We start from the raw sequence: 26,121 nt of genomic DNA, 5'->3' as shown, positions 1-26,121 counted from the left end.
TTATTTTTTTAAAGGATAAAACTCCTGACTTATAAAATCTTTCGGAAAGGTTTCGTCGCCTTCAAAGCCAAGCTCAATGTCTTTTCCGTTGTACGGAATATAATTCGTTTTAAAAATATAATCCCAAATGCTTAAAGTGAGTCCGTAGTTAACGCCGTATCTGGCATGTTTTGGAAGTTGTTTGGCATGATGCCAAATGTGCATTTTTGGGTTGTTGAAAATGTATTTTAAAACACCATAATCCCAACCCAGATTGGCATGGTTTAAATGTCCAATAAGTATGCTGAAAAAGTAAACAATTGCTACATCTTGCGCATCGAAACCACCAATAATAGCTATGGGAATGTATAATAGCGATTTGTAAACTACGGGTTCCATCCAGTGGTAGCGCAAGTGTGCAGCAAACCCCATTTCTTTTACTGAATGATGCACTTTATGGAAATTCCACAGAAAAGGGATGCGGTGCAATAAGCGGTGGGTGTTCCATTGTACAAAATCTGAAACTAGGAAGAAAATAAATAAACCTAACCATTTGGGTAAATCGTTTACATCAAACAATTGCAGTTTTGAAACAGAGAGCCCTATTGTTTTCAAGCCATCATTAAATAATTCGGCAGCGGTGTTTGATAGGGCAATAAGTACAATTAAATTTAAAAGAAAGAAATTGAAGAACATATAAAAAGTGTCCAGCCAAAAATCTTTCCTGAAAATAGATTGGTTTTTTCGCCATGGGAATATGATTTCTAACAGCCAAACCACTAAAGAAATACCAATTAAACCATAAAAAAAGTTATCCCAATGATTAATGGAAATCAGCTCATGTTTTAGGTAGTTCCAATAACCTGAATAGGATTTTTTTATGATGTTTATGTATTTTTCCATATTGAATTCCTGCAAAGGGAGGAATCTTTTTTAGTTTATTTTTTTTTAATCTTATTTTTGAGATTCCTGCTTTCGCAGGAATTTAACAACATCCGCCACCATCATAATGGTATGTAGATTCGCTAATAAAAATATCATCTCTGTTTAATGAAGCTAAAGCGCCTGCCGTTTTATCACAAATAGCTAGAGGCTGGTTTTTTAATAAAACATGTCCTTTTTTATCATCAAAGTAATCTCGTTCACCATAGTAGATGGCTGCTTTTCCTGTAAAAATACATGGGCCATCACTTGGCATTGGGTCTTTAATTGCTGCCACTTCAATAGACTCAATAAATATTAATTTATCTGTTGGGTAGTGTTTTGAATCCAGAATTCTGTATGGCTTTCGAGCTCTAATTTCAATGGTTCCAAAACCTGCATCGGTGAGTGCTTTTACATATTCTGAAATTGGTAAACTACCACTTAAACATAAAGCACGTAGGCGTTCATCATTTCGTAGGGTATCGTTCATTTCTTGCTCGCAAGTAGGATCGCTCATTACTAACTTTCCATGGGGCTTTAGTACTCGGTACATTTCTGCTATGGCTTGTTTTAAATCGTCTGCTTTAAAAATATTGAAAAGACAATTTTGAGCTGCTACATCAATGCTATTATCTTCAACAGGAAGATTCAAGGCATCACCTTTTTTAAGGTCTACAAAATCGCTTTTAAACCAGGGGTTTTGTGCTTCGGCCTCTATAAAATTTTTACGTGAGGCTTCTAGCATTTCATCTACCACATCAACACCAATTACGCCATTTTTTTGACGATTGAAATAGGCGAATTGCAATAACTCCATACCGCCTCCAACACCAACATACAACATTTTTGGGTTGTTGGTTAAATCGCGGGCATGTACGGTGCTGCCACAACCGTAGTTCATTTCTTGCATTATTCTCGGGATTTTTAATCCTGGTAATTCCCAAATGGGGTTGGTGGTACAGCACAAGCCAACATCGGGTGATAGGGCTGCTTCTTTATAAACGTTGTGTGTGGTTTCTAGATAACTCATTGTTACAGTTTTTAGACCTCACAGGTTTTAAAAACCTTTGAGGTCTTGTTTTGTGTTTGCGTTAGGGATTGAAGTGGAAATCCTTTTTGTGAGGCACGAATAAAAAGATTGCAACGTAAAGCCCGACCCTTGTGGTAACGCCCAATTTCTATAATGTTTTAATTAATTCTTTAAATAATTTAATCAAATTTGGTTCTGCTTTTTCTGCAATGGCGATAATTTCAGAAATATCTACAGGCTTTAAGTTGTTTGGGTCGCACTCATCGGTCAAAACTGACACCGCAGCTACATTTAAGTTTAAATGATTGGCGACAATAATTTCGGGAACAGTACTCATGCCCACGGCATCGGCGCCTAAAATTTTTAACATGCGGTATTCTGCACGGGTTTCTAATTGAGGTCCTACCACACTAGCATAAACACCTTTGTGCAATGTGATGTTGCTGACTTTTGCTATGTTTTGGAATTTTAAATTGATTTCTGTATCGTAAGGTGCACTCATGTCGGTAAAGCGTACACCCAGTTGTTCAACACCTTTAAAAGCTAAGGGAGAACTTCCTTGAAGGTTAATATGGTCTTCAATAAGCATCAAATCGCCTTTTTTGAAATTTAAATTGATGGCTCCTGCAGCATTGGAAATTAGTAGGGTTTTGATTCCTAATTTTTCCATAATGCGAACTGGGTAGGTGACATCTTGTAGCGAGTAGCCTTCGTATATATGAAAGCGCCCTTGCATGACCACTACTTTTTTGCCTTCAAAAATGCCGTAAATTAATTTTCCTTTATGAAACTCTACGGTGGCTGTTGGGAAGTTAGGGATATGGTTGTAGCTAACTTCTTTTATAATGTCGATTTCATTTACAAGTTGCCCTAAGCCAGTACCTAATATAATACCGATTTCGGGATTTTCGAATCCTTTGTCTTGTAAATACGTAACGGTTTCTTCTATGTATTTAATCATTTTTTATATAATATTTTTCTAGTTCTTGATAGTGTCTCATATCTTCAAAGGTATCAATATCATTTAATTCTTCTAATAAATGATAGGCGCTATCTTTTAAGTTTTCCAAGGTTTCTTTTAAGACGGTTGAAGTTCCCCAAGCTTTATTTTTAAAAACATCATTTTGCATAACATTCATTCCTAAAAGGTAATAGCCCCCATCTTTTGCGGGCCCGATAACAACGTCGGTTTCATGTAAAGCCTCAAAAGCTAAATCGATATGTTTTGGTTTTAAATCGAGTAAATCACTACCAATTATAATGACTTTTTTGTAGCCTAACGCAAAGATATCTGTAAAAGCGTTTTGCATTTTTGCACCTAAATCGAAGCCTTCTTGTAATTTCTTTCTGAAAATGGAAGCATCCCAAATGTCGTTTTTTTGAATGGTTTTAGAATAAAACACATACTTATCAGCATTCGTACTTTTGGCAATAGTTGCTGTGTGAATTAAAAGATGCTTGTAAATTCCTAATGCCGCAGCATCTCCAATAGTTTTGGCTAATCGGGTTTTGCATTGCCCTAATTCAGGATTTCTAGTAAAAATAATGATGGCTTTTTTAGAAGTAGGAAAATAGGAATTTGTATTCGCTTCTTGGCTTTCATTGTTGTTGCTTAAAATACTCATGAATATTCTTTTAAAAATGCCACTTAAGCCACACTACCTTGACAACTACTTCCTGATCCTGCAGTGCAACCGTAACAATGTTGTGAAATTACAATATTTCTGCCCTCTAATAAGTTTTCGTTATAGTTTGAAATGTGTTTTACTTTACTGTTTACAGGTAGCTCGAGCATTTGGTTAAAATCGCAGTCATATAAATAACCATCCCAACTTACTGATAGGGTGTTTGTGCACATCACTTTTTTTACCGCGGAAGGGTTATAGGCCTCAACCAAAGCATACATGTAATCTTCATAATTTTCTGAAGCAATTAAATAGTCTAAAAACCGACTGATAGGCAGGTTTGTAATAGCAAATAAATTATGAAATTGGATATTGAAATCTTCTAAAAGTGCTTTCTTAAAATCTTTTTCTAAGGATTTTTGATTACTTGGTAAAAAAGCACCTGATGGATTGTAAACCAAATCTAAGCGTAAATTGCTTTCTGGTATGCCATAACCAACGGCGTTAAGCATTTTTAAAGCTTCAATGGAAGCGTTAAAAACACCGTAACCTCTTTGTTTGTCTGTTTTTCCTTTAGTCCAGTGTGGCATTGAACTGACTACGTGAATATTGTGTTTTTTGAAAAACTCGGGTAAATCGTTGTGTTTTTTATTGGCGGTAATAATTGTTAAGTTGGAACGAACAATAAAATCTTTGATGCCGGCATTGGAGGCTTCTTCAACAAACCAGCGAAAATTGGGGTTCATTTCGGGTGCGCCACCTGTTAAGTCTAAAGTATGAGCACCTGTGTTTTTTATTACTTCCAGACACTGGTTCATCGTTTCCTGTGTCATAATTTCTTTGCGGTCCGGACCTGCATCTACATGGCAATGCGAGCATACTTGATTGCACATATAGCCCACGTTAATTTGTAAAATTTCGAGTTTTTTAGCTTTTAATGGAAATTGACCGGTTTCAAAAATTTTATCCTTAAAAGTGGGTAATGCTCCTTTTTGGAAAATACCGTTCGATAGAATTTCTAATTGTCGTTTGCTATTTGCTAGTTCGCTTTCGCGTTTATGTAGGGATTTGATCATATCTTTTGGATTTACGATTTCAGATTTACGAATGAGTAACATTCTAAAAACGTCAATCTAAAAACGTCAATCATTTTTACATGTCTAACTTATTCACTTTATTCATCATTTGAACACCGTGTACTAAAGTAGCTCCACCACGAATGGCTGCGGCTACATGCAGTGCTTCCATCATTTCTTCTTTGGTAATGCCCCGTTGCAAACCATCGCCTGTATAAGCATCAATACAATAAGGGCATTGGATGGTGTGTGACACAGCTAGGGCTATTAACGATTTTTCTCTTTCGGTAAGTACCCCTTCTTCAAAAACTTTTCCGTAGTAATCGAAAAATTTAGCACCTAATACTTCATTCCACTCAGATATTTTTCCAAATTTTTTTAAATCGGCGGGGTCGTAATATGTCTTTTGCATAAAGTTTTTTTCTAAAGATAAAAATCCTATTGGTTTTAAGTCGAAAGGTTTTGGTATACTTAACAAAAAAAAAGTTCATTTTTAGAAAAACTAAATGGTGAACTTGAGTATTGTATGAAGTTGTAAAAACTTAAAAAACCTTATTGTTTTATCAAGCTTCTTGAAATAACTATTTTTTGAATTTCGGAAGTGCCTTCGTAAATCTGTGTTATTTTGGCATCGCGCATCAATCGTTCAACATGATAATCTTTTACAAAGCCATTACCGCCATGAATTTGTACCGCTTCCACAGAATGTTCCATCGCTACTTTTGATGCGTATAATTTAGCCACGGCACTCGATACATCGTAATTGTTCCCTTGGTTTTTATCCCAAGCAGCCTTCATTACTAAATAGCGTGCCGCTTCAATTTCGGTATACATATCGGCCAATTTAAAAGCGATGGCTTGGTGGTTGCATATTTCGGTGCCAAAAGCTTTTCGTTCTGTCGAGTATTTTAATGCTAATTCGTATGCCCCAGAAGCGATGCCTAAAGCTTGTGAAGCTATGCCAATTCGCCCTCCAGAAAGTGTTTTCATTGCAAATCTAAACCCAGAACCATCCTCGCCAATGCGGTTTTCTTTGGGAACTTTTACATCGTTAAATTGTAGCGTATGTGTATCGCTTCCTCGAATGCCTAATTTGTTTTCTTTGGGTCCAACATGAAAACCTTCTGTCCCTTTTTCAACAATAAAAGCATTAATACCATGCGAACCTTTATCTCTGTCGGTTTGGGCAATTACTAAATATACATCGGCGCGTCCGCCATTTGTAATCCAGTTTTTTGTGCCATTTATTAAATAATGGTCACCCTTATCAATAGCCGCCGTTTTTTGAGATGTTGCATCACTCCCAGCTTCGGGTTCGCTTAAACAGAAAGCGCCAACAAACTCGCCAGTTGCCAATTTTGTTAAATATTTTTGCTTTTGTTCTTCAGATCCAAAAGCCTCAAGACCATAACATACTAACGAATTGTTAACAGAAACTATAACCGAAGCCGAGGCATCAATTTTTGATAATTCTTCCATAATTAACACGTACGATATAGCATCCATGCCGCTACCTCCATATTTTGGGTCTACCATAATGCCTAAAAAGCCTAAATTGCCCATTTTTTTTACTAATTCTTTAGGAAAGTGTTGGGTTTCATCGCGTTCAATAACACCTGGCAGTAATTCTGATTGAGCAAAATCACGAGCGGCATCGCGTATCATGATATGTTCTTCGGAAAGATTAAAATTCATAATTCTCAATTAAGATGATGATTTGTTAAAAAATATTTACAAATATAGCTTTTTAGTGTTAATTATTTAATGAGGATTATTATTTTTGTTCAGTATGGTAAAAAGCGAGTATAAAATTATTGGTGTCATGTCAGGCACCTCTTTAGATGGAATAGATTTTGTTTATGCAACGTTTCAATTTGATAAAATTTGGCATTTTAAAATACTTTATTCTGAAACCATAGCGTACAGTTCGCAATGGGTAGAAAACCTAAAAGGGTTGGTTTTTTCTAGTTTAGAAGGCTTAAAGGAAATGGATAATAATTATACCAATTACTTGTCTTTGCGAATTAAAGCCTTTATAGATAAATATGAAATAAAAGATATTGATGCCATTTGTTCACATGGCCATACTGCATTACACCAACCAGAGAAAGGCTTGACTTACCAGATAGGTAATATGCCACATTTGGCGGTATTGTTGGAAAATAAAGTGGTTTGTGATTTTAGGGTTCAAGATGTAGCATTAGGTGGCCAAGGTGCGCCACTAGTGCCAATAGGCGATAAGTTATTGTTTTCTGAATACGATTTTTGTTTGAATTTAGGTGGCTTTGCAAATATTTCAGCCGAATTTAATGGTGAACGAATTGCTTACGACATATGTCCTGTAAACATTGTTTTGAACCACTATGTGAAACAATTGAGATTTGATTATGATGATAAAGGACAAATTGCTTCAACTGGAACTGTCAATAAAGATTTACTTTATAAGCTTAATAATTTAGATTTTTATAAAGCCACATATCCTAAGTCCTTAGGTTTGGAATGGGTTGATAAATATATTTTTCCATTGATAAACTCCTTTCAATTAGAAATTAAAGATGTTTTAAAAACATTTGTAGAGCATATTGCTATTCAGCTTGCTTTAGAGGTAAACAAAAAAAACAATGCTTCGGTTTTGGCAACTGGGGGCGGTGTTTATAATACGTATTTGATTAACAGGTTAAAAACATATTCAAAAAACGAAATCATTATACCATCAAAGTCTATAGTGGAATTTAAAGAAGCTTTAATTTTTGGTTTCTTGGGTGTTTTGAAGTTGCGGAATGAGGTGAATTGTTTAAAAAGTGTTACGGGAGCAGGCCAAAACCATAGTTCTGGTAAAATATATCTTCCTTAAAAAAGTAATATAAAATTAACCGCTACGGATTTTAGTTTTTTATATTTGTTGAATTAATAATTAAATCACTTTCCTAAAATGACTCAACTTTAGCTTTGTATAAACGCGTGCAGTAAATAAATAAATAAAATTAAAGCTAAAAATTGAATCAATCTATAATATCAGAAATGAAAGAATTATTAAAAAAGTATGAAGATAAAGCACCTGAAATTATTTTTAACTGGAAGGATTCTGAAACCGAAGCCGAAGGTTGGGTGGTGATAAATTCGTTACGAGGTGGTGCTGCAGGAGGAGGAACACGCATGCGTAAAGGTCTTGATATGAACGAAGTATTGTCGTTAGCAAAAACCATGGAAATAAAATTTACTGTATCTGGGCCAGCTATTGGAGGAGCTAAGTCTGGAATTAATTTCGATCCAAAAGACCCGAGAAAAAAAGGTGTTTTAGAGCGTTGGTATAAAGTGGTGTCGCCTTTACTTAAAAGTTATTACGGCACAGGTGGCGATTTAAATGTAGATGAAATACATGAAGTGATTCCAATTACCGAAGAGAGTGGCGTGTGGCATCCTCAAGAAGGGGTGTTCAATGGGCATTTTAAACCAACGGAAGCCGATAAAATAAACCGCATTGGGCAGTTAAGACAAGGGGTTGTTAAAGTAATTGAAAACCCTGTTTATTCTCCAAATGTTTCAAGAAAATATACGGTTGCCGATATGATTACGGGCTTTGGTGTTGCTGAAGCCGTTAAGCAATACTATCATATTTACGGAGGTTCTATAAAAGGTAAACGTACTGTAATTCAGGGTTTTGGGAATGTTGGAGCCGCAGCGGCATTTTATTTGTCCCAAATGGGTGCAAAAGTGGTTGGAATTATCGATATTGCAGGCGGTTTAATTAAAGAAGAAGGCTTTACTTTTGAAGAAATTACAAACCTGTTTTTGGCTAAATCAGGAAACACTTTGGTAAGTAATGATTTAATTCCTTTTGATGAAATTAATCAAAAAATCTGGTCCATTAAAACAGAAATATTTGCACCTTGTGCTGCATCACGTCTTGTTACTATTAATCAAATAGATGAAATGATTGACAGTGGTTTGGAGGTTATATCCTGTGGTGCCAATGTGCCTTTTGCAGACAAGGAGATTTTCTTCGGAACCATTATGGAACATACTGACTATAGGGTAAGTTTAATTCCGGATTTTATTTCAAACTGTGGAATGGCACGGGTGTTTGCTTATTTTATGGAACGACGTGTTCAAATGACAGACGAAGCCATATTTAATGATACATCGAACAAAATTAGAGAAGCAATAGAAAACGTACATAATAAAAACCAATCTAAAACAGGCATTAGTGCAACCGCTTTTGAAATTGCACTGAGTCAACTTATATAATTTAAAATTTTTATGGAAGCAGCAATTATTTTAGTATTTGTAATAGGCTATTTAGCAATCACGCTAGAACATAACCTAAAAGTAGATAAACTTATCCCAGCACTGGTTATGATGGCCATTTGTTGGGCATTAATTTCATTGGGCTTGGAGAGTTTTCCAACTTGGTTCGATTCAGCAAAACATAGCTTAGTAGAGGGTTTTGCAGGGTTTGCACCAGAAGAAAAAATGCATTTAATGGAAGAAACCTTATTGCATCATCTTGGGAAAACAGCTGAAATATTGGTGTTCCTTTTAGGTGCGATGACCATTGTAGAAATCATTGATTATTTCGATGGGTTTTCAACTATAAAAGACTTTGTGAAAACTAAAAAGAAAACAAAAATATTGTGGCTTTTTGGCTTTTTGGCTTTCATATTATCTGCAATTATCGATAACCTTACGGCAACCATAGTACTTATTTCTATTCTTCAAAAAATTGTAAAAGATAGAGATATTCGTATTTGGTATGCTGGTTTAATAATAATAGCAGCAAACGCAGGTGGTGCTTGGTCGCCTATTGGAGATGTTACAACTACCATGCTTTGGATTGGTAAAAAAGTATCAACAGGGCATTTGGTTGGTTATTTGTTAGTACCATCGTTTTTATGTATGGCAGTACCATTTTTTATAGCATCTTTTTTACCGGTTTTCAAAGGCGATTTGGAAATTGAAGAAGAAGTTGAAGAAAAAACCAAATCTAAATACAGTTCTGTTATGCTTTATTTAGGACTTGGCGCTATTGTTTTTGTTCCAATATTCAAAATGGTAACCCATTTACCTCCGTATGTAGGTATGATGTTGTCGTTAGGTGTTGTGGCTGTTTTTGCAGAAATGTACAGTTCTTCAAAATTTAGTTTGACTGATTATAATGATGCTGAAGAAAGTGAAGCACATGCACACCACAGTCCAGTTCACAGTTCATTATCTAAAATAGAATTACCAAGTATTTTATTTTTCTTAGGTATTTTAATGGCAGTTGCAGCTTTGGAGTCTTTAGGTATTTTGTTTGAATTTGCTGATTCATTAAAAGAAGGGATGCCAATGCTTGGTACCGAGTTACATCATTCAGGAGTGTCAGATTTAGTGATGCTATTATTAGGCGTTGGTTCAGCAGTTATAGACAATGTACCATTAGTAGCAGCTAGTTTAGGTATGTTTTCAGAACCGATTGATAATGAGCTTTGGCATTTCGTAGCATTTTCTGCGGGTACAGGAGGTAGTATGTTAATTATTGGTTCTGCAGCGGGTGTTGTTGCTATGGGAATGGAAAAAATTGACTTTTTCTGGTATTTAAAAAAGATTTCATGGCTTGCAGCAATTGGCTTTTTAGTAGGCTCTGCAGCATTTATGGTGACAAGAACTTTATTTTAATATACTTTAATGTAAAAAGAATCGTTATACAGTTCAATAAATATATTTTTTATGTTGAATACATTATTACAGAGTACACAGGAAGGTGCAGAGTTGCTAACCGATACTGAGCCAGTAGAAAAAACACTTTCAATAATAGAATTAATAAGTAGTGGTGGGCTAGCAGGACAATTTATAATTGGTATCTTGTTTTTAATGCTCATCCTAGCCATTTATATTTATTTTGAAAGATTATTTGCCATTAAAGCGGCATCGAAGATCGATATTAATTTTATGAATCAAATTAAAGACCATGTGAGCCATGGAAAAATTGATTCTGCCCAAATACTTTGTGCTCAAGTAAACTCGCCCGTATCCAGGTTGATAGGTAAAGGAATAACAAGAATAGGAAAACCGCTTGCAGACATTAATACGGCTCTAGAAAATGCAGGAAGATTGGAAATTTATGGACTGGAAAAGAATGTTAGCATGTTAGCCACTATTTCTGGGGCAGGTCCAATGATAGGATTCCTTGGTACAGTAATTGGAATGATATTAGCCATATTTGAACTTGCAAATGCAGGAGGTACTATCCAAATGGACGTTTTGGCCAGCGGTCTTTATACGGCCATGACAACTACGGTGGCAGGATTAATTGTGGGAATTGTTGCCTTTATGGCATTCAACCATTTGGTAGTAAAAACCGATAAAGTAGTTTATCAAATGGAAGCCAATTCATTGGAGTTTCTAGACCATTTAAACGAACCATCGTAGCATGAATATTAGAGGAAGAAATAAAGTTTCGCCAGAATTCAATATGTCTTCTATGACAGATATTGTTTTCTTATTACTTATATTTTTTATGATTGCTTCTACCTTGGTTTCTACAAATGCTATTGATATTATATTGCCAAAAGCCAGTGGTAAAACCGAAAATAAAAAATCGATTGCGGTAAGTATAAAAGCAGACTTAACCTATTATATAGATCAAAAGCGTGTAGGAGAAAGTATTCTGGAAAATGAATTGCTAGCAGTTCTTTCTACAGAAGAAAAACCAACTATTGTTTTAAGAGCTGAAAAATCGGTACCTGTAGAAAATGTAGTAAAGGTTATGGATATAGCTAATAGAAACAAATTTAAAGTGATATTAGCTGTAAAGCCTGAATAATTTCTTTACACAATAAACGGCACGATTTTAGTTTGTGCTAATAAAAGAAATCATTAATCCAAATGAAGTATTTCGAAACAACACATGAAAGAAATTCGGCAAAATTAACAACTTTAATAACTGTTATATTGTTGCTGTTGTTGTTTGTTGTGGGTGCTCCTTATATGGATCCGCCTGAGGAATATGGCGTTGCGGTAAATTTTGGAACTACCGATTTCGGTTCGGGAACGGTTCAACCTTTAAAGCCCATAAAATCGGAGCCTGTTAATATCAATAAACCAGCAGAAGTAGAGCCTGTTAAATCGGTGCCAATAAAAGCTGCTGAAACTAAAGAAGAAGTTTTAACGGCCGATAATGCTGAAGAAATAGCCATAAAAAAGCAAAAAGAAGCCGAAAATAAAGCCAAAGCTATTGCAGATTCGAAAGCTAAGGCAGAAGCAGAACGAGTTGCCAAAGAAAAGCGTGAGCTTGAAGAAAAAAAGAAAAAATTGGATGCTTTAATTGGAGGTGTTAGTAAATCAGAAGGCACCGCAACTGGTGGTGAAGGCAATGATAATAAAGCAGGCGACAAAGGGCAGTTGGATGGCGATCCTTATGCGCCTAGTTATTTTGGATCTGGCGGAGCAGGAAGTGGAGGTGTAGGTTACGGACTGAATGGTAGAGGAAGTGCATCATACCAAACACTGAAGCAAGATTGTAACGAGTCTGGAATGGTGATTGTTAGAATTGTTGTCAATAAAAATGGGAATGTTATTGAAGCAGAGCCAGGAGTAAGAGGGACTACTAATACAGCGGCTTGTTTGTTAGAACCTGCAAAAAAAATAGCTTTATCACATAAGTGGCGTCCAGACCCAAATGCACCTACAAAACAAATAGGTTTTGTAAAAGTAAACTTTAAACTAGGGCAATAAAATGGCATATCAAGATACATTAAATTGGATGTTTTCTCAACTACCAATGTATCAAAGACAGGGGCAATCGGCATTTAGAAAAGATTTATCAAATACTTTAAAGCTAACCGCACATTTAAATCACCCAGAAAGAGATTTTAAAAGCATTCATGTTGCTGGTACTAACGGAAAAGGCTCAACAAGCCACATGCTAGCATCTATTTTGCAAGAAGCCGGTTATAAAGTAGGTTTATATACATCACCACATTTAAAAGACTTTAGAGAACGTATAAAAATTAATGGAAAAGTTGTAAGTAAACAGTTTGTTAATGGGTTTGTAAAACGCAATAGGTTGTTTTTTGAAGCAAACTCACTGTCTTTTTTTGAAATGACTGTAGGTATGGCATTTGAATATTTTTCAAAACAAGAAATTGATATAGCTGTTGTGGAAGTAGGTCTTGGTGGTCGGTTAGATTCTACAAATGTTATTACACCAGAAGTTTCAGTAATTACAAATATAGGATTAGACCATACACAGTTTCTTGGTGATACCTTAGAAGCAATTGCTTTTGAAAAAGGTGGTGTTATAAAACCGAATATTCCTGTAATTATAGGTGAAACCCAGAAAGAAACCACACCAGTTTTTAAAGAGTTAGCTGAAAAAAATAATGCAAACATTGTTTTTGCTGATAAAGAAGAAACGGAAACATTCACTTCGGATTTAACAGGTATTTATCAATCTAAAAACATTATTACTGTAGTACAAACAGTAAAAGAAATTCAAAAGAAGGGTTTTTATATTTCGCATGAAAATATAAAACAAGGTTTATTGCAAGTTGTTAAAAACACCGGATTAATGGGGCGTTGGCAAACATTACAAATCCATCCTAAAGTAGTTTGCGATACCGGACATAATAGAGACGGGTTAAATTATGTTATGAAACAACTGTCAAATGAAGTATTTGATGCTTTACATATGGTGTTTGGAGTTGTAAATGACAAAGATTTAACTTCTATAATTGATTTATTGCCTAAAAAAGCCACTTATTATTTCTGTAAACCAGATATTCCTCGTGGTCTAGAGGCAAAAGAACTTAAAAATACTTTAAACGGTTTCGGATTAAAAGGTGAAGCCTATAATTCTGTTAATGAAGCATATAATAGTGCTTTGGATAAAGCATCGGTAAACGATTTTATCCTTATTGGAGGCAGTACATTTGTAGTAGCAGAAATAATTTAAATTTTTATTAAAAAAGTTTTTGCAGATTGAAAATCTAACTTATATTTGCACACCGATAACAAGGGCAATTAGCTCAGTTGGTTCAGAGCATCTCGTTTACACCGAGAGGGTCGGGGGTTCGAATCCCTCATTGCCCACCAAAAAAATCCTAAAGTATATACTTTAGGATTTTTTGTTTTGTATGGTTTTCATGGATCAATCCCAATTATTGTGTTTAAGCAAAAATTGTTGTTAACCTAAAAAGAAAGAATTCTACATTTTTGACACCTCTGAATTGTGCCCTAAAGACTTTTGTTTTGCATTAAAAGATGCCGCTGAGCATTTGTACTTCTATTTATAAACTAATTTAAAAAAGAACGATAGTTTGTTTGTATCGTGTTGGGAATAATTGTATTTAAGTTTTATGATACAGATTTTTCTACTGCTTTATATTTAGTAGGTTTATTCTTTCTAAAAATACCTATTAATAGGTATTTCTTATATTGGAATTATAGTTTATGTTTACAATACTGTTAATTAAATATGAGGGAGAATTTAAAAACAAATGCTGCTTACTATAATTTGATTACAAAACTTTAGTAGTGGTATTTCTCTCTTTTTTGATAAAACTCATACCGAAAAAACAGGATTTATTAATTATCCAAAAAAAAAACAACGAAAAGAGGCTGCCGAAAATCTTTAAAAGAGTAGGTGATAATTTTTAACAATTTTGTTTATGAAAAAAATTACACTAGGCATGCTATTGGTTTTTACAACGGTATTACACGCGCAAACCAAATTATTGTCATCTATTAATCAATACTATAACGGATCCTCATGGGAAAATAACTGGGGTTCAAATTATGATTACGATGGCAATAGCAATTTAATTACAGAAACGTACTTTTCTTGGGATATTGCATCTAGTATTTGGGAAAATTCAGGAAAAACTAGTTTTACATATAATTCCAGTAACAAGGCTACTGAAGAACTTGATTTATCTTGGAATGGAATAACTAATGTGTTTGAAAATAATTACAGAATTTTATATTCCTATAACTCTAATGGGAATGTTATAGAAATATTAGATCAAGAGTGGGATGGTTCACAATGGGTTAATGAATATAAAACTGTTGTCACATATAATGGTAGTGATTTAATAGATATGGGGATTTCATATAATTGGAGTGGTTCACAATGGGTAAATGACTATCGGAGTACATTAACTTATAACGCAAACAATAAAATTATAAGTTCAAATGATGAAGAATGGGTTAGTGATTCATGGGTGAATTCTTATAGGGTTTTTTTGGCTTATAATGGGAATAATAAAATTATGACTTCCATAGGAGAAGATTGGAATGGTAGTAGTTGGGAAAATGCTTATACACAAAATTATAATTATGATGCCAATGGTAATACGATAAATTATACTGATAGTTATGGGGGTGTTCAATACAAAAGCGAGTATAGTTTTGACTTAGCAGCTCTAATGACAAACTTCGAACACCCGTTTAAGGATAAAACGGGTTTAGATTATTTTTTAGATGAAATGCCTTATGTAAATAAAATATTGAATGAAACTGATTTTATTTATGATAATTCAAGCAGTAGTTATTTAAATAATCACAGAACGGTTTATAATTATACAAGCTCTATTACTTTAAGTGTGAAAAATTTTGAAATAACTAAAAATAATCTTAAAATATTTCCAAATCCAGCCAACAATTTCATTCAAATTTCAGGTTTAACTGAAACAGAGCCGTATGAGGTTTATAATGCCTTGGGCGCTAAGGTAAGCAATGGGATTATTGCTAATAATCAAAAAAAGGATATTAAAAACTTAGCTAACGGATTATACTTTTTGAAATTTACAGATGGAAGGACTGTTAAATTCATGAAAGAGCTATAGATTTAAATATAACCAACCAAAAAACCAACCAATTATGAAAAAGCTACATCTTCTAATATTTATATTGTTTACATTCCATATATCCATTAACGCACAAAGCTATTTTGGATACACGTTTGATAATTACTCTGGAATTCATGGTATTACTTTAAACCCAGCCAATATTGTAGATTCTCCTTTTAAAGCAGATATAAACCTGATTTCTGGCAGCGGATTTTTGGGGAGCGATTATTTCGGTATTAATGTTCAAGATGCTTTAAAATCAGATAGTGGATTTGACTTTGATTCAGACATGGAGAAATTCCCTAAAGATGATAACAATTTCTTTTTTAATTTCGATGTTTTGGGTCCTTCTTTTATGTTTAATATCAATAAAAAAAGTAGCATTGGGTTAACCACGAGGGTTAGAGTATTTTTGAATGTAAACAATATAAATGGTGAATTGTATGAAAGTCTTTCCAATGGATTTGATGAAACCACTGACTTCAATTTTGACATAAAAGATTTTAATGGCACTGTTCATGCTTGGGGAGAAGTTGGTTTAACTTATGGGAGAATATTAATAAAAAACGAGTATAATCTGTTAAAAGGTGGAATAACATTAAAATCGTTACAAGGTGTTGGTAGTACGTTTTTTAGTGCACCCACAGTTACTGGTCAATATGATGCTTCTGCAAATACGCTTACTACTACAGGAAATTTAAATTATGGGTTAAGTCAGGAAGATTTTGACGATGACGATTTAGAATTCAAAAATCTTACTGCAGGTTTTGGAGCCGATATTGGTTTTGCATACCAATGGAATGAAAAAAACAACCTTATTGTAGCCGACTCCATTATTCCAAGATTTACTAAGTATAAGCTTAAAATTGGTGTGTCTATTACAGATATAGGGTCTATAAATTATAAAGAAAGCGAATTAACAGCATACGATTTGAATGCTACGGTTGATGCTGGGAGCTTTGATGAAGATGGTTCTGACCAGGCGCTTGAAGACAACTATAATGGTGTAACAACCATAGCAAGTACTAAAATACGACTGCCAACTGCTTTAAACGTTTTGGTAGATTATAAAATTAAAAGTAAACTGTACGTAAGTTTTGCAACGTCTATGTCGTTGGTTTCTAACAATACAGAAACCGCCAATAGCATTATAAATACGGTATCTGTTGCGCCACGCTTGGAAACCAAATGGTTTAGTATTTATAGTCCTATAAGTTTTAGGCAATATGGTGATTTTGCATGGGGTGCTGGATTACGTTTTGGACCATTAACAGTAGGCTCTGGAGCAGTATTAACTAATTTATTATCAGATTCCTCAAAAACAACCGATGTGTATGTAGGGCTTAAAATACCTATTTATAGAAAGTATAAATAAATTTTTTATAAACCCAATGCCTCTATATTTTTATAGAGGCATTGGGTTTAGCTGCGTTTTTATAATTTATAAAAGTTCTAAAATACGCTCTAAAGCCATGCCTCGTGAGCCTTTTATTAATAGTAATGAGTTTTGGATTAAAGACAAATCTGCTTGATTTTTTAAGTCCTCAAATAATTTGTATTTAATTGCTTTTTTTGATTTTAGTTTAGATTGATAAAAATTTTCTCCAACAAATATTATAGCATCAATATCTAGTGAAAGCGCCAAGTCTACAATAATTTGATGCTCTGCTTTAGCTTCCTTTCCTAGTTCAAACATATCACCAAGTATTGCTGTTTTAAATCCCTTTTGTTTTTCAAAGTTTAATAAAGCAACACGCATACTACTTGGGTTGGCATTATAGGCATCTAGAATGATTTTATTGGAGCCTTTGGCTATTACTTGCGAACGATTATTGGCTGGCACATAGTTTTCAATTCCCTGTTTAATTTTTGAATCTTCAACTTTAAAATAATTGGCAATTGTAATTGCTGCCGCAATATTGTTAAAATTATATTCTCCAATAAGTTGACTTTGGATGATTAAACTGTTGTATAGGCAAGAAACAAATGGTTGAGCTTCAACAAAACTAATGGAAATGTCAGTGCCTAAAACCGTATTTCCAAAAGTGAAAATATTAGCTTTTTTAGTTTTTTTAACCTGAATAGGGTCGTTGGCATTAACGAATATGGTCTTATTGTTTTTAATTAAGTACGTATACATTTCGCTTTTTCCCTTTATCACACCTTTAACACCGCCAAAACCTTCTAAATGTGCTTTTCCAAAGTTGGTGATATAGCCATAATCGGGTTGAGCAATTGTGCATAAAAATTCAATTTCTTTTTGATGGTTTGCACCCATTTCTACAATGCCAATTTCGGTATCTTTTGGCATTGAAAGTAGCGTTAGGGGCACACCTATGTGGTTGTTTAAATTACCAACAGTAGCGGTTGTTCTATATTTTTGCGACAGGGTAGCGTTAATGAGTTCTTTGGTGGTTGTTTTTCCATTACTGCCAGTGAGTGCTATAATAGGAATATTTAAAAATGTTCGATGAAATGTCGCTAATTCTTGAAGCGTTTCAAGTACATTGTTTACTAAAATGGTTTGAGATGATGTGTTAAACTCAGCTTCATCAATAATACAATATTTTGCGCCACTTTCTATAGCTTGTTCAGCATAAGTGTTCCCATTAAAATTGTCGCCTTTCAGGGCGAAAAACATATCATTTGGTTTAATTTTTCTGGTATCGGTACATGCACTATGGCATCCTAAAAAAAGATTATGAAGTTGTTCTATTTTCATCTGTTTGAACTTGTTTGTTTTTATTTGTCAGATGGAATTCGCCATTAAATATTTTTAATTGGATATGGCTTATTTCAAACGTTGGAAAATGATTAAGTTCCAAAATTAAATGTATTAAAAAAGTCCTAACATTTGCTAGGACTTTTTTAATTATTTCTAAGAAGTTATTAGTTCTTCTTTTTTTGTTTTTCTTTAGATTTTGAACCTACACGGGACATAGCACATCTAAATCCAATATAATCGGTAGCCATGTCTTGTGGGAAGTAGCGTCTTTGTGCTGGGTCTAACCAGTACTCTCTATCTTTCCAAGAACCTCCTTTGTAAACTCTAACTTCATCGTTAATTAAAGAGGATCTATTGTTAGATTTGTCATATTCTCTAACGATGTTTCCTGCAGAGTCTCTGCTTATAACATTTTTAGGTGAGTTGTACATTTTTCTGGTTTCGTCTTTTTTGCCATTAGCTTCATCATCTTCGTTAAAGCTTTCAAAATTACGAGAAGAACGTCTGTCACCATCTCTAAAGTTTATTTGGTTACTCTTATCAAAATTGGTACGTAAATACGTTTCATTTTCGTCTACAGGAACTTGTAAAATTTCTCCAGGTAAATTTCTAGCAACAATTTTACCGTTAGATAGGGTGTCATAAACAATATCATCTACAGTTACAACTTTTACAGATCCATCTTCACTAATAGCGTTTTTAGTATAAACGTTACCACGGTAGTAGTTAAAATCGTTGAATTCATCATCAACAATAGGTCTGTAAACATCGGCTACCCATTCGGCAACGTTTCCAGCCATATCATATAGACCAAAATCGTTTGGTTCGTAAGATTTAACGGCATTGGTAATATCTGCACCATCGTCAGACCATCCTGCAATTCCGCCATAATCTCCTTTACCTTGCTTAAAGTTAGCTAATTGGTCACCTCTAAACTTACGAGAGCCATTACGTGTATATTGTCCATCCCATGGGTATTTTTTACGACCACGGTATAAGTTGTAGCTTCTAATCTCGCTCAATCCTAAGGCAGCATATTCCCATTCGGTTTCGGTTGGGAGTCTGTACTTAGGTGTAATTAAGCCAGTTTCTCTAGTTGCATAGATGTTTGTTTCATTACCATCTGCATCAGTTCTGGCAAATCTTTTGTTGCCTCGTTCTGGGTTAATAACTTCTTCGTTTCCGCCATATGTTAATGATGGGGCAGCAACATAGGTGTCTGTGCTGAAAGTAGATTCAGGGTTTACATCAACTATTTTGGCATCACGTTTTAAAAAGCCTGCTTTTTCTAAATTATATTCATTAACACGATCTGATCTCCAATTAGCAAATTCAACAGCTTGAATCCAACTTACACCTACAACAGGATATTCTCCATAACCTGGGTGACGTAAATAATTTTCTGTCATTACTTCATTGTAACCTAATCGGTTTCTCCAAACAAGTGTATCTGGTAAAGCACCATGATAAATGGCTCTGAAATTCTCGTCTGATGGTGGGTAAACACGTTTAATCCAATCTAAATACTCCATGTACATAGCGTTGGTAACCTCTGTTTCGTCCATGTAAAAAGATTGAACGTGTTGTTGGTTAGGTGTGTTGTTCCAATCGTGCATCACATCGTCTTGAACGCGACCTTTTGTGAAAGTTCCACCTTCAACAAATACCAATCCTGGAGAAGTTTCTTGTTCTTTAAAGTCGGTATTGTATTGAAAACCGCCTTCTCTGGAGTTAATTTGCCATCCGGTAGCTCTAGAACTATTCTTTGAACTCGAAGATTTTTTACAACCAGTTGTAGCTATAGTTAACGCTAAAACTAATAAAACCTTGAATGCTACTACTTTTTTCATATCCATACGTTTAAGTAAGCTAATAATATTTTTGGTGGTGCAATATAAGAATTAAACCGAATACCGCAAGCTATTTTTTGCATTTTATCTAAAAAAAAGTGTATTTCACCCTACTTTTTAGTCATTACAACGATGTTTTTGCCCTTTTTTACCGTTCATTTGAGTTATATTAACGTGTTATTTACTCATTTATTATTGTATTTTTGTTTGAGTTTTTAATTTTGTTATTTTTTTAATAATAACACGACTTTAATAACGTTATTTTACCAATGAAAGAGAAAATTTTACTTTTACTATGTATTAGTTGTTCTGTTGTGTTCGCTCAACAACAAAAGTTCAATATTAATTGGGAGTCTTCTCAAAAGATTTCTGGCGGAACGTATATGTTAGAAATCCCTTCGTTTAACAAAGAAAACTTTAGTTTTGATTTTGATGAAGGGTTGCAGTTTGTTGCGCAATGGTCTATTTCAAATACCGTGAGCGAATCTTCAATTGCAGTTAGTAATGTTTCTTACGCATCTATTTCTAAAAACGATTTAAAGGATTTAGATATAAATACCATTCCAGCACAATTAACTTTTAGTTTAAAAAATGCAATGGCAAGAGATAAGCGGTACGCTGTTTTTCAATTATCACCTATTATAAAGGAAGCGAACGGCAGTTATAAAAAAGTAATATCTTTTCAAATTAATTATACTGTAGTTGGTAATACGAATAGAGTTTCTTCATTAAATAAAATAAGTAAAACCAATGCTGTTACAAATTCGGTGTTAAGTACCGGTGAATGGTTTCGGTTTTATGTAGATACAACGGGTGTTTTTAAATTGTCGAAAAGTTTTTTACAGCGTTTAGGGGTTAAAGTGAATGATGTTGACCCTAGAACCATCAAGTTGTATGGCAATGGTGGGCGTATGATTCCAAATTCAAATGCGGTTTTGCACCCGTTTGATGTTGAGGAAAATGCTGTAAAGTTTGTAGGCGAAACAGATGGTGTTTTTAATAATGAAGATTATATATTGTTTTATGCCCAAGGGCCTAGAGGATATAATTCAGAAAGTAATACCAATATTAATTGTTTTACCGATAAAACATATTACTATATTAATGTGAGTTCCGGCTTAGGAAAACGGATCCAACCATTTGTACAACCAAGCGGTCCGGTAGATTTAGTAATTAATACGTTTGAAGATTATAAATTTCATGAAATTGATCAATATAACATCGCCTTTTTAGGAAGGCGCTGGTTTGGTAACCGATTTGATGTTGAAACCAACAAAACATTTAATTTCGATTTCCCGGATTTGGTGACATCTATACCTGTTAGGTTAAAGGTTTATGTAGCTGCAGCATCAGCAACACAAACATCTATGCGATTGTCTGTAAATGGTGCGGCTACAGCTACCTTGTCTATTGCAGGTGCGTCAAACCCAAGTTTAGCTAATGAGTCTGCTTATAACAGTAATATTAATGTAAATACGTCTAAAATTGCTGTAGGTTTAAATTACGATAAGCAAGGGAATCCGAGTGCTTTGGGGTATTTAGATTATATTTCTATTGAAGCCACTCGTGCGTTAAATTTTAATAATAAACAATTCCAATTTAAAAATAGCATCGTGTCATCGGCATCAGGTATTGGTGAATATACTATTGCTAATGCATCACAAGTTTCAGAAGTTTGGGATGTAACCGACATTTACAATGTATCAAATTTATTAAATACAGATTCGGCTTCAAATCTAAGTTTTACAGCCATAATGGGTGTTTTAAAAACCTACGTAGCTGTAACATCACAAGATTATTTTGAGCCAAAATTCGATTCTAAAACAACAATAGCTAATCAAAACATTAAAGGCACAGTGTTTTTAAATAATTTAGGTGAGTTTCAAGATGTTGATTATATTATTGTGGCTCCAGACAATATGCTTAATCAAGCAGAACGATTGGCTCAAATAAATAGAAATCAATACAGCTTAAATGTGAAGGTTTTTGGCTTAAACGAAATTTATAATGAGTTTAGTACAGGGAATCAAGATATAGGGGCTATTCGGAATTTGGTAAAGTATGTTTATGATAATGCCAGTGCTCCTGAGAAGAAAATAAAATACCTATGTTTATTTGGCGATGGGTCTTTCGATTATAAAAACAGAGTGCCTAATAACACCAATATAGTACCTTCATGGCATTCTTATAGTAGCTTTAATTTAACGAGTTCGTTTGTTTCTGATGATTTTTACGGTATGATGGATGCGAACGAAGGTACTATGGCTACAAACGACAAGTTAGATGTTGCTGTAGGTAGGATTTTGGCCGATACACCACAACGTGCTAAAGAGTTGGTTGATAAAATAGAGTTGTACTATGCAAAAGAGTCTTTTGGTAGTTGGCGAAACAATTTTGTGGTAGTCTCTGATGATGTTGATAAAGATTGGGAAGGTATTTTACAAGAAACCACCGATAATGTTGGTAATTTGGTTACAGATAATAAGCCATTTATGAATGTGGTAAAAATTCATACTGATGCTTACAAACAAGATACCTCTGCTGGAGGTAATAGGTACCCACAAGTAACTAACGAATTGGTAAATGCTATTGATAATGGAGCGCTTGTGGTTAATTATTTTGGGCATGGGGGCGAAGATGGGTTGGCTCAAGAACGTATTTTGTTAAAACCTGATATTGAAGGGCTTCGTAATTTTAACAAATTTAACTGTTTTGTAACCGTAACCTGTGAATTTACAAAGTTTGACAATCCGTATAGAGAAACTGCTGGAGAGTTTACTTATTGGAACAAGCAAGCAGGCGCCATTGGATTAATTACTACTACAAGGCAGATTTTTGTAAATTTCGCCATTTCGTTCAATAATTTACTAGGGCAATACCTTTTTTCATATAGTGATAATGATACTTATGGCGATTATGAGTATCCTTCAATGGCAGAAGCATTAAGGTTAACAAAAAATAATCCGTCGATAGCAGGTCAAAGTCAAAACCGATTGATCTTTTTTATAGGCGATCCTGCTATGAAGTTGGCATTTCCTAAACCCAATATTCGGCTTACAAAAGTTAACGATGTACCCATTGGGCAATCAACAGATACGTTGAAAGCCTTAAGTTATGTGAAACTTGCTGGAGAAGTAACCGATTTGTCAGGAAATTTACTTACTAATTATAGCGGTACGCTCGCTGTAACTATTTACGATAAAGATATAGACAGGCAGACTTTGGCTAACGACGGCACTACTTTAAATGGGCAACTAGTAAAATTAGATTTTAAAACCCTTGGTGAAATTATTTTTAGAGGGCAAGCATCGGTTAAAAGTGGACAGTTTGAGTTTGATTTTGTGGTGCCAAAAGACATTAGTATTCCTGTTGGTTTTGGGAAAGTGAGTTTTTATTCAAAAAATGACGCACTGTTAGAAGATCAGGCAGGAGCAAGCGTCAATACTGTTAAAATTGGTGGGTTAAATAATAATGCAGAAGAAGATAATATAGGACCCGTTATTACCCTTTATATGAATGATGAAAACTTTGTATCTGGTGGCATTACAAACGAATCACCCACATTATTGGCAAAGTTAGAAGACGCTAACGGTATTAACACCGCAAGTGGTATTGGGCACGATATTGTAGCTATTATTGATGGAGATGAAACAAACCCCATTGTTTTAAACGATTATTACCTAACGGAAGTTGATGATTATAAAAAAGGCGTTGTGAGTTTTCCGTTTAGAGATTTAACGCCGGGGCTTCATACTTTAACACTTAAAGCGTGGGACGTTTATAATAATTCGTCAATAGCTGAAATTCAGTTTATTGTGTACGATAAAGACGAGGTTTTGCAAATAAACAACGTACTTAATTACCCAAATCCGTTTGTAAATTATACCGAATTTTGGTTCAATCACAATAGTTCGGCACCTTTAAACGTTTCTATACAGATATTCAGCGTCTCTGGTAAGTTGGTAAGAACATTAAACGGGCAAACATCTGGAGGTGCCATAACCAACAGTTCATTATCAAGAGATATTGTTTGGGATGGTAGGGATGATTTTGGAGATAGAATTGGTAAAGGTGTGTATATTTATAAACTTACGGTTCAGTCAGACCTCTTGAATAAAAAAGTAGAAAAAATAGAGAAACTTGTTATACTCTAATAAAGATTTATATTTGTCAAATAAAAATTAATTCATGAAGAATCAACTATTGCTATTATTGGCATTTGTTTTCGTTTTAAAAGCAGGCGCCCAAGAAACTATTATTTTTCCAAATCAAGACAGAAGAGTTATTACAACGGGGGTGCCGTTTATATTAATTGCACCAGACGCCAGAGCTGCAGCAATGGGAGATATGGGGGTTGCAACCTCTGTAGATGCGTTTTCGCAACAATGGAATCCATCAAAATATGTGTTTTCAGAAACTAAGTCGGGAGTAGGTGTAAGTTATACGCCTTATTTAAGCAAATTAGTTAATGATATTTTTTTAGGAAACGTTACTTATTTTAATCGTTTAGATGAACGTAGTGCTTTTGCGGCAAGTTTAAAATATTTTTCTTTAGGCGATATTGAGTTTGTTGCCGATGAATTTTCAGAAGCATTAATTCAAAGACCGAATGAACTTACTATTGATGCTTCTTATGCGCTTCGATTAAGTGACCAATTCGCCATGTCTGTAGCCATGCGTTATTTGCGTTCAGATTTAAGATTAGATGGTGTGGATGGTGATGCAACACCTGCAAATACCTTTGGTGTAGATATTTCAGGGTACTATCAAAGTGAAGAAGAAGCTTATGCCGATTTTAATGGACGTTGGAGAATGGGTTTTGCGCTTCAAAATATTGGACCTAAGTTTAAGTATGATCAAGGTGGTGAAGAAAACTTTCAACCTACCAACTTACGTTTAGGAGCTGGATTCGATTTTATATTCGATCAATATAATAAAGTAGCAGTAACCGCCGAGGTTACAAAATTATTAGTGCCAACGCCTCCAGTTTATGGTTATGTGGATACCGATGGCGATGAAACACAAGATGGGGACGAACCTACTATTATTGTGTCTGGGAAGGACCCTAATGTAAACTTTTTATCAGGTATGTTCCAGTCTTTTGGTGATGCACCAGATGGTTTTAGTGAAGAGTTAAAAGAGTTCACATATTCATTAGGTGCAGAATATGTATACCAAGATTCGTTTGCATTCAGAGCAGGTTATTTCAATGAAGCTGAAGAAAAAGGAGCAAGAAAATTTTTAGCATTAGGAGCTGGTTTTAAAGCGAATGTGGTGAATATCGATTTATCATATTTATTTTCGGCTTCAAAAGTACAAAGTCCTTTAGAAAACACCTTGCGTTTCTCGTTAACCTTTAATATTGGAGCTGGAGAATACCGCGAGTATTAACAAAGAATTTTCAATTTAGAAATAAAAAGTCAGTCTCAGCCTGTTGAAGGCGTCAAAAAAACTATTGCTACTGCAATAGTTTTTTTGTTTTAAATAGTTTCTTAACTTTATTAAAAAGAAAATACATGAAGGAAGTAAAAATTGAATCTACATTATACGTCTTTGAAACTATTGAAGAACTTCCAAATGAAGCTGTTTTTTTAATGAGGAAAGCCTTTGACGCTAGAGATAGAGCCTATGCACCTTATTCAAATTTTAACGTTGGTGCCGCAATACTTTTAGATAATGGCGAAATTATTACAGGCAATAATCAAGAAAATGCATCCTATCCATCAGGCTTGTGTGCCGAACGTACGGCTATTTATTATGCAGGGTCTCAATACCCCAATGCTAAAGTTGTAAGAATGGCAATTTCAGCAACAGGAAAGAGTAAGCCAATGCTAAGTCCAATTCCACCATGTGGTGCTTGCAGGCAAGCAATTGCCGAATATGAGGTGAAACAAAAGTCGCCAATTGAAATTTATTTTATGGGTGAGGCAGGAAAAGTTGCAAAATCAAAATCATTAGTAAATCTATTACCGCTTGTTTTTGATAAGTCTGTATTATGATTTTGATAGATTTTCAAATAATTCAATCGTTTGAAATTTTTAATACAACAATATTTATTGTCAAAAATTGATAAATAAGCAATT

21 protein-coding genes and 1 tRNA gene are annotated in these 26,121 nt (G+C 34.4%); 13 read left to right on the top strand and 9 right to left on the bottom strand.

Translation table 11 applies throughout. The features are described 5' to 3' along the window. From VP395_RS04950 to VP395_RS04920, 7 genes are all read right to left on the bottom strand, one after another. Complete coding sequence (locus VP395_RS04950; RefSeq protein ID WP_346240632.1) at window positions 1-882, bottom strand: sterol desaturase family protein; 882 nt, start codon at window positions 880-882, stop codon at window positions 1-3. Window positions 883-964: 82 nt separating this feature from the next. After that, on the bottom strand, window positions 965-1,933 hold the full coding sequence (gene arsM / locus VP395_RS04945) for an arsenosugar biosynthesis arsenite methyltransferase ArsM (protein ID WP_346240631.1): 969 nt from the start codon (window positions 1,931-1,933) through the stop codon (window positions 965-967). 148 nt (window positions 1,934-2,081) lie between these two features. Further along, the gene (locus tag VP395_RS04940; protein ID WP_346240630.1) at window positions 2,082-2,894 is read right to left on the bottom strand and encodes a purine-nucleoside phosphorylase; all 813 of its coding nucleotides are present in this window, start codon (window positions 2,892-2,894) and stop codon (window positions 2,082-2,084) included. Next, entirely contained in the window at window positions 2,887-3,558 is a 672-nt protein-coding gene (locus tag VP395_RS04935; RefSeq protein WP_346240629.1) for a TIGR04282 family arsenosugar biosynthesis glycosyltransferase, read from the bottom strand. Before VP395_RS04935 ends, VP395_RS04940 begins: the two co-directional genes overlap by 8 nt. Window positions 3,559-3,581: 23 nt before the next feature. Then, window positions 3,582-4,634 carry an arsenosugar biosynthesis radical SAM (seleno)protein ArsS gene (arsS, locus tag VP395_RS04930; RefSeq protein ID WP_346240628.1) on the bottom strand — a complete coding sequence of 351 codons (1,053 nt, stop codon included), beginning with the start codon at window positions 4,632-4,634 and terminating at the stop codon, window positions 3,582-3,584. A gap of 76 nt (window positions 4,635-4,710) precedes the next feature. Beyond that, a complete protein-coding gene (locus tag VP395_RS04925; protein ID WP_346240627.1) occupies window positions 4,711-5,046 on the bottom strand; it encodes an arsenosugar biosynthesis-associated peroxidase-like protein in 336 nt (111 codons plus the stop codon). Between the two features lie 140 nt (window positions 5,047-5,186). Beyond that, a complete protein-coding gene (locus VP395_RS04920) occupies window positions 5,187-6,329 on the bottom strand; it encodes an acyl-CoA dehydrogenase (protein WP_346240626.1) in 1,143 nt (380 codons plus the stop codon). Window positions 6,330-6,423: 94 nt separating this feature from the next. On the opposite strand from VP395_RS04920, the gene VP395_RS04915 reads away from it, so the two are divergent. From VP395_RS04915 to VP395_RS04870, 10 genes are all read left to right on the top strand, one after another. Continuing rightward, the gene (locus VP395_RS04915) at window positions 6,424-7,488 is read left to right on the top strand and encodes an anhydro-N-acetylmuramic acid kinase (protein ID WP_346240625.1); all 1,065 of its coding nucleotides are present in this window, start codon (window positions 6,424-6,426) and stop codon (window positions 7,486-7,488) included. Between the two features lie 167 nt (window positions 7,489-7,655). Next, on the top strand, window positions 7,656-8,882 hold the full coding sequence (locus VP395_RS04910; RefSeq protein WP_346240624.1) for a Glu/Leu/Phe/Val dehydrogenase dimerization domain-containing protein: 1,227 nt from the start codon (window positions 7,656-7,658) through the stop codon (window positions 8,880-8,882). Between the two features lie 12 nt (window positions 8,883-8,894). Next, window positions 8,895-10,292: a sodium:proton antiporter NhaD gene (gene nhaD / locus VP395_RS04905; protein WP_346240623.1), complete on the top strand. Its 1,398-nt coding sequence runs from the start codon at window positions 8,895-8,897 to the stop codon at window positions 10,290-10,292. A gap of 51 nt (window positions 10,293-10,343) precedes the next feature. Next, window positions 10,344-11,045: a MotA/TolQ/ExbB proton channel family protein gene (locus VP395_RS04900; protein ID WP_346240622.1), complete on the top strand. Its 702-nt coding sequence runs from the start codon at window positions 10,344-10,346 to the stop codon at window positions 11,043-11,045. 1 nt (window position 11,046) lies between these two features. Further along, window positions 11,047-11,439, top strand: a complete 393-nt coding sequence (locus tag VP395_RS04895; RefSeq protein WP_346240621.1) for an ExbD/TolR family protein — start codon at window positions 11,047-11,049, stop codon at window positions 11,437-11,439. Window positions 11,440-11,501: 62 nt separating this feature from the next. Further along, window positions 11,502-12,350: a cell envelope integrity TolA family protein gene (locus VP395_RS04890; protein WP_346240620.1), complete on the top strand. Its 849-nt coding sequence runs from the start codon at window positions 11,502-11,504 to the stop codon at window positions 12,348-12,350. Window position 12,351: 1 nt separating this feature from the next. Continuing rightward, window positions 12,352-13,569 carry a bifunctional folylpolyglutamate synthase/dihydrofolate synthase gene (locus VP395_RS04885; RefSeq protein ID WP_346240619.1) on the top strand — a complete coding sequence of 406 codons (1,218 nt, stop codon included), beginning with the start codon at window positions 12,352-12,354 and terminating at the stop codon, window positions 13,567-13,569. Between the two features lie 62 nt (window positions 13,570-13,631). After that, window positions 13,632-13,709: transfer RNA gene (locus VP395_RS04880), tRNA-Val, on the top strand. A gap of 575 nt (window positions 13,710-14,284) precedes the next feature. Next, complete coding sequence (locus tag VP395_RS04875; protein WP_346240618.1) at window positions 14,285-15,460, top strand: T9SS type A sorting domain-containing protein; 1,176 nt, start codon at window positions 14,285-14,287, stop codon at window positions 15,458-15,460. A 34-nt stretch (window positions 15,461-15,494) separates the two neighbouring features. Continuing rightward, window positions 15,495-16,838, top strand: a complete 1,344-nt coding sequence (locus VP395_RS04870; protein ID WP_346240617.1) for a DUF5723 family protein — start codon at window positions 15,495-15,497, stop codon at window positions 16,836-16,838. A 66-nt stretch (window positions 16,839-16,904) separates the two neighbouring features. Here VP395_RS04870 and VP395_RS04865 read toward each other — a convergent pair whose 3' ends face one another. Then, the gene (locus tag VP395_RS04865) at window positions 16,905-18,185 is read right to left on the bottom strand and encodes a UDP-N-acetylmuramoyl-tripeptide--D-alanyl-D-alanine ligase (RefSeq protein WP_346240616.1); all 1,281 of its coding nucleotides are present in this window, start codon (window positions 18,183-18,185) and stop codon (window positions 16,905-16,907) included. A gap of 167 nt (window positions 18,186-18,352) precedes the next feature. Beyond that, window positions 18,353-20,044 (bottom strand): gliding motility lipoprotein GldJ, encoded by a 1,692-nt coding sequence (gene gldJ, locus VP395_RS04860; protein ID WP_346240615.1) that lies wholly within the window; start codon window positions 20,042-20,044, stop codon window positions 18,353-18,355. Window positions 20,045-20,307: 263 nt separating this feature from the next. Between gldJ and porU the strand changes: the two genes are divergently transcribed. The 3 genes from porU (at window position 20,308) to cdd (ending at window position 26,037) form a co-directional block, all read left to right on the top strand. Beyond that, window positions 20,308-24,192, top strand: a complete 3,885-nt coding sequence (porU, locus tag VP395_RS04855) for a type IX secretion system sortase PorU (protein ID WP_346240614.1) — start codon at window positions 20,308-20,310, stop codon at window positions 24,190-24,192. 34 nt (window positions 24,193-24,226) lie between these two features. Next, entirely contained in the window at window positions 24,227-25,429 is a 1,203-nt protein-coding gene (gene porV / locus VP395_RS04850; RefSeq protein WP_346240613.1) for a type IX secretion system outer membrane channel protein PorV, read from the top strand. A 125-nt stretch (window positions 25,430-25,554) separates the two neighbouring features. Then, complete coding sequence (gene cdd, locus VP395_RS04845; RefSeq protein WP_346240612.1) at window positions 25,555-26,037, top strand: cytidine deaminase; 483 nt, start codon at window positions 25,555-25,557, stop codon at window positions 26,035-26,037. The last annotated feature ends 84 nt before the right edge of the window (window positions 26,038-26,121 follow it).

This window comes from Mariniflexile soesokkakense, from assembly GCF_039650365.1.
In the GTDB taxonomy this organism is placed as follows: Bacteria; Bacteroidota; Bacteroidia; order Flavobacteriales; family Flavobacteriaceae; genus Mariniflexile; species Mariniflexile soesokkakense.
Note: the sequence above shows the minus strand (reverse complement) of the source record. Positions and strands in the feature narration are given on the sequence as shown.

What these genes read in the sequence shown, in the direction of transcription:
- VP395_RS04895 (WP_346240621.1), top strand. Translation starts at nt 11,047, where the DNA reads ATGAATATTAGAGGAAGAAATAAAGTTTCGCCAGAATTCAATATGTCT.
- VP395_RS04920 (WP_346240626.1), bottom strand. Translation starts at nt 6,329, where the DNA reads ATGAATTTTAATCTTTCCGAAGAACATATCATGATACGCGATGCCGCT.
- VP395_RS04940 (WP_346240630.1), bottom strand. Translation starts at nt 2,894, where the DNA reads ATGATTAAATACATAGAAGAAACCGTTACGTATTTACAAGACAAAGGA.
- VP395_RS04950 (WP_346240632.1), bottom strand. Translation starts at nt 882, where the DNA reads ATGGAAAAATACATAAACATCATAAAAAAATCCTATTCAGGTTATTGG.
- VP395_RS04870 (WP_346240617.1), top strand. Translation starts at nt 15,495, where the DNA reads ATGAAAAAGCTACATCTTCTAATATTTATATTGTTTACATTCCATATA.
- arsS (WP_346240628.1), bottom strand. Translation starts at nt 4,634, where the DNA reads ATGATCAAATCCCTACATAAACGCGAAAGCGAACTAGCAAATAGCAAA.
- VP395_RS04865 (WP_346240616.1), bottom strand. Translation starts at nt 18,185, where the DNA reads ATGAAAATAGAACAACTTCATAATCTTTTTTTAGGATGCCATAGTGCA.
- porU (WP_346240614.1), top strand. Translation starts at nt 20,308, where the DNA reads ATGAAAGAGAAAATTTTACTTTTACTATGTATTAGTTGTTCTGTTGTG.
- VP395_RS04900 (WP_346240622.1), top strand. Translation starts at nt 10,344, where the DNA reads ATGTTGAATACATTATTACAGAGTACACAGGAAGGTGCAGAGTTGCTA.
- cdd (WP_346240612.1), top strand. Translation starts at nt 25,555, where the DNA reads ATGAAGGAAGTAAAAATTGAATCTACATTATACGTCTTTGAAACTATT.
- gldJ (WP_346240615.1), bottom strand. Translation starts at nt 20,044, where the DNA reads ATGGATATGAAAAAAGTAGTAGCATTCAAGGTTTTATTAGTTTTAGCG.
- nhaD (WP_346240623.1), top strand. Translation starts at nt 8,895, where the DNA reads ATGGAAGCAGCAATTATTTTAGTATTTGTAATAGGCTATTTAGCAATC.
- VP395_RS04910 (WP_346240624.1), top strand. Translation starts at nt 7,656, where the DNA reads ATGAAAGAATTATTAAAAAAGTATGAAGATAAAGCACCTGAAATTATT.
- arsM (WP_346240631.1), bottom strand. Translation starts at nt 1,933, where the DNA reads ATGAGTTATCTAGAAACCACACACAACGTTTATAAAGAAGCAGCCCTA.
- VP395_RS04875 (WP_346240618.1), top strand. Translation starts at nt 14,285, where the DNA reads ATGAAAAAAATTACACTAGGCATGCTATTGGTTTTTACAACGGTATTA.
- VP395_RS04885 (WP_346240619.1), top strand. Translation starts at nt 12,352, where the DNA reads ATGGCATATCAAGATACATTAAATTGGATGTTTTCTCAACTACCAATG.
- VP395_RS04925 (WP_346240627.1), bottom strand. Translation starts at nt 5,046, where the DNA reads ATGCAAAAGACATATTACGACCCCGCCGATTTAAAAAAATTTGGAAAA.
- VP395_RS04915 (WP_346240625.1), top strand. Translation starts at nt 6,424, where the DNA reads ATGGTAAAAAGCGAGTATAAAATTATTGGTGTCATGTCAGGCACCTCT.
- porV (WP_346240613.1), top strand. Translation starts at nt 24,227, where the DNA reads ATGAAGAATCAACTATTGCTATTATTGGCATTTGTTTTCGTTTTAAAA.
- VP395_RS04890 (WP_346240620.1), top strand. Translation starts at nt 11,502, where the DNA reads ATGAAGTATTTCGAAACAACACATGAAAGAAATTCGGCAAAATTAACA.
- VP395_RS04935 (WP_346240629.1), bottom strand. Translation starts at nt 3,558, where the DNA reads ATGAGTATTTTAAGCAACAACAATGAAAGCCAAGAAGCGAATACAAAT.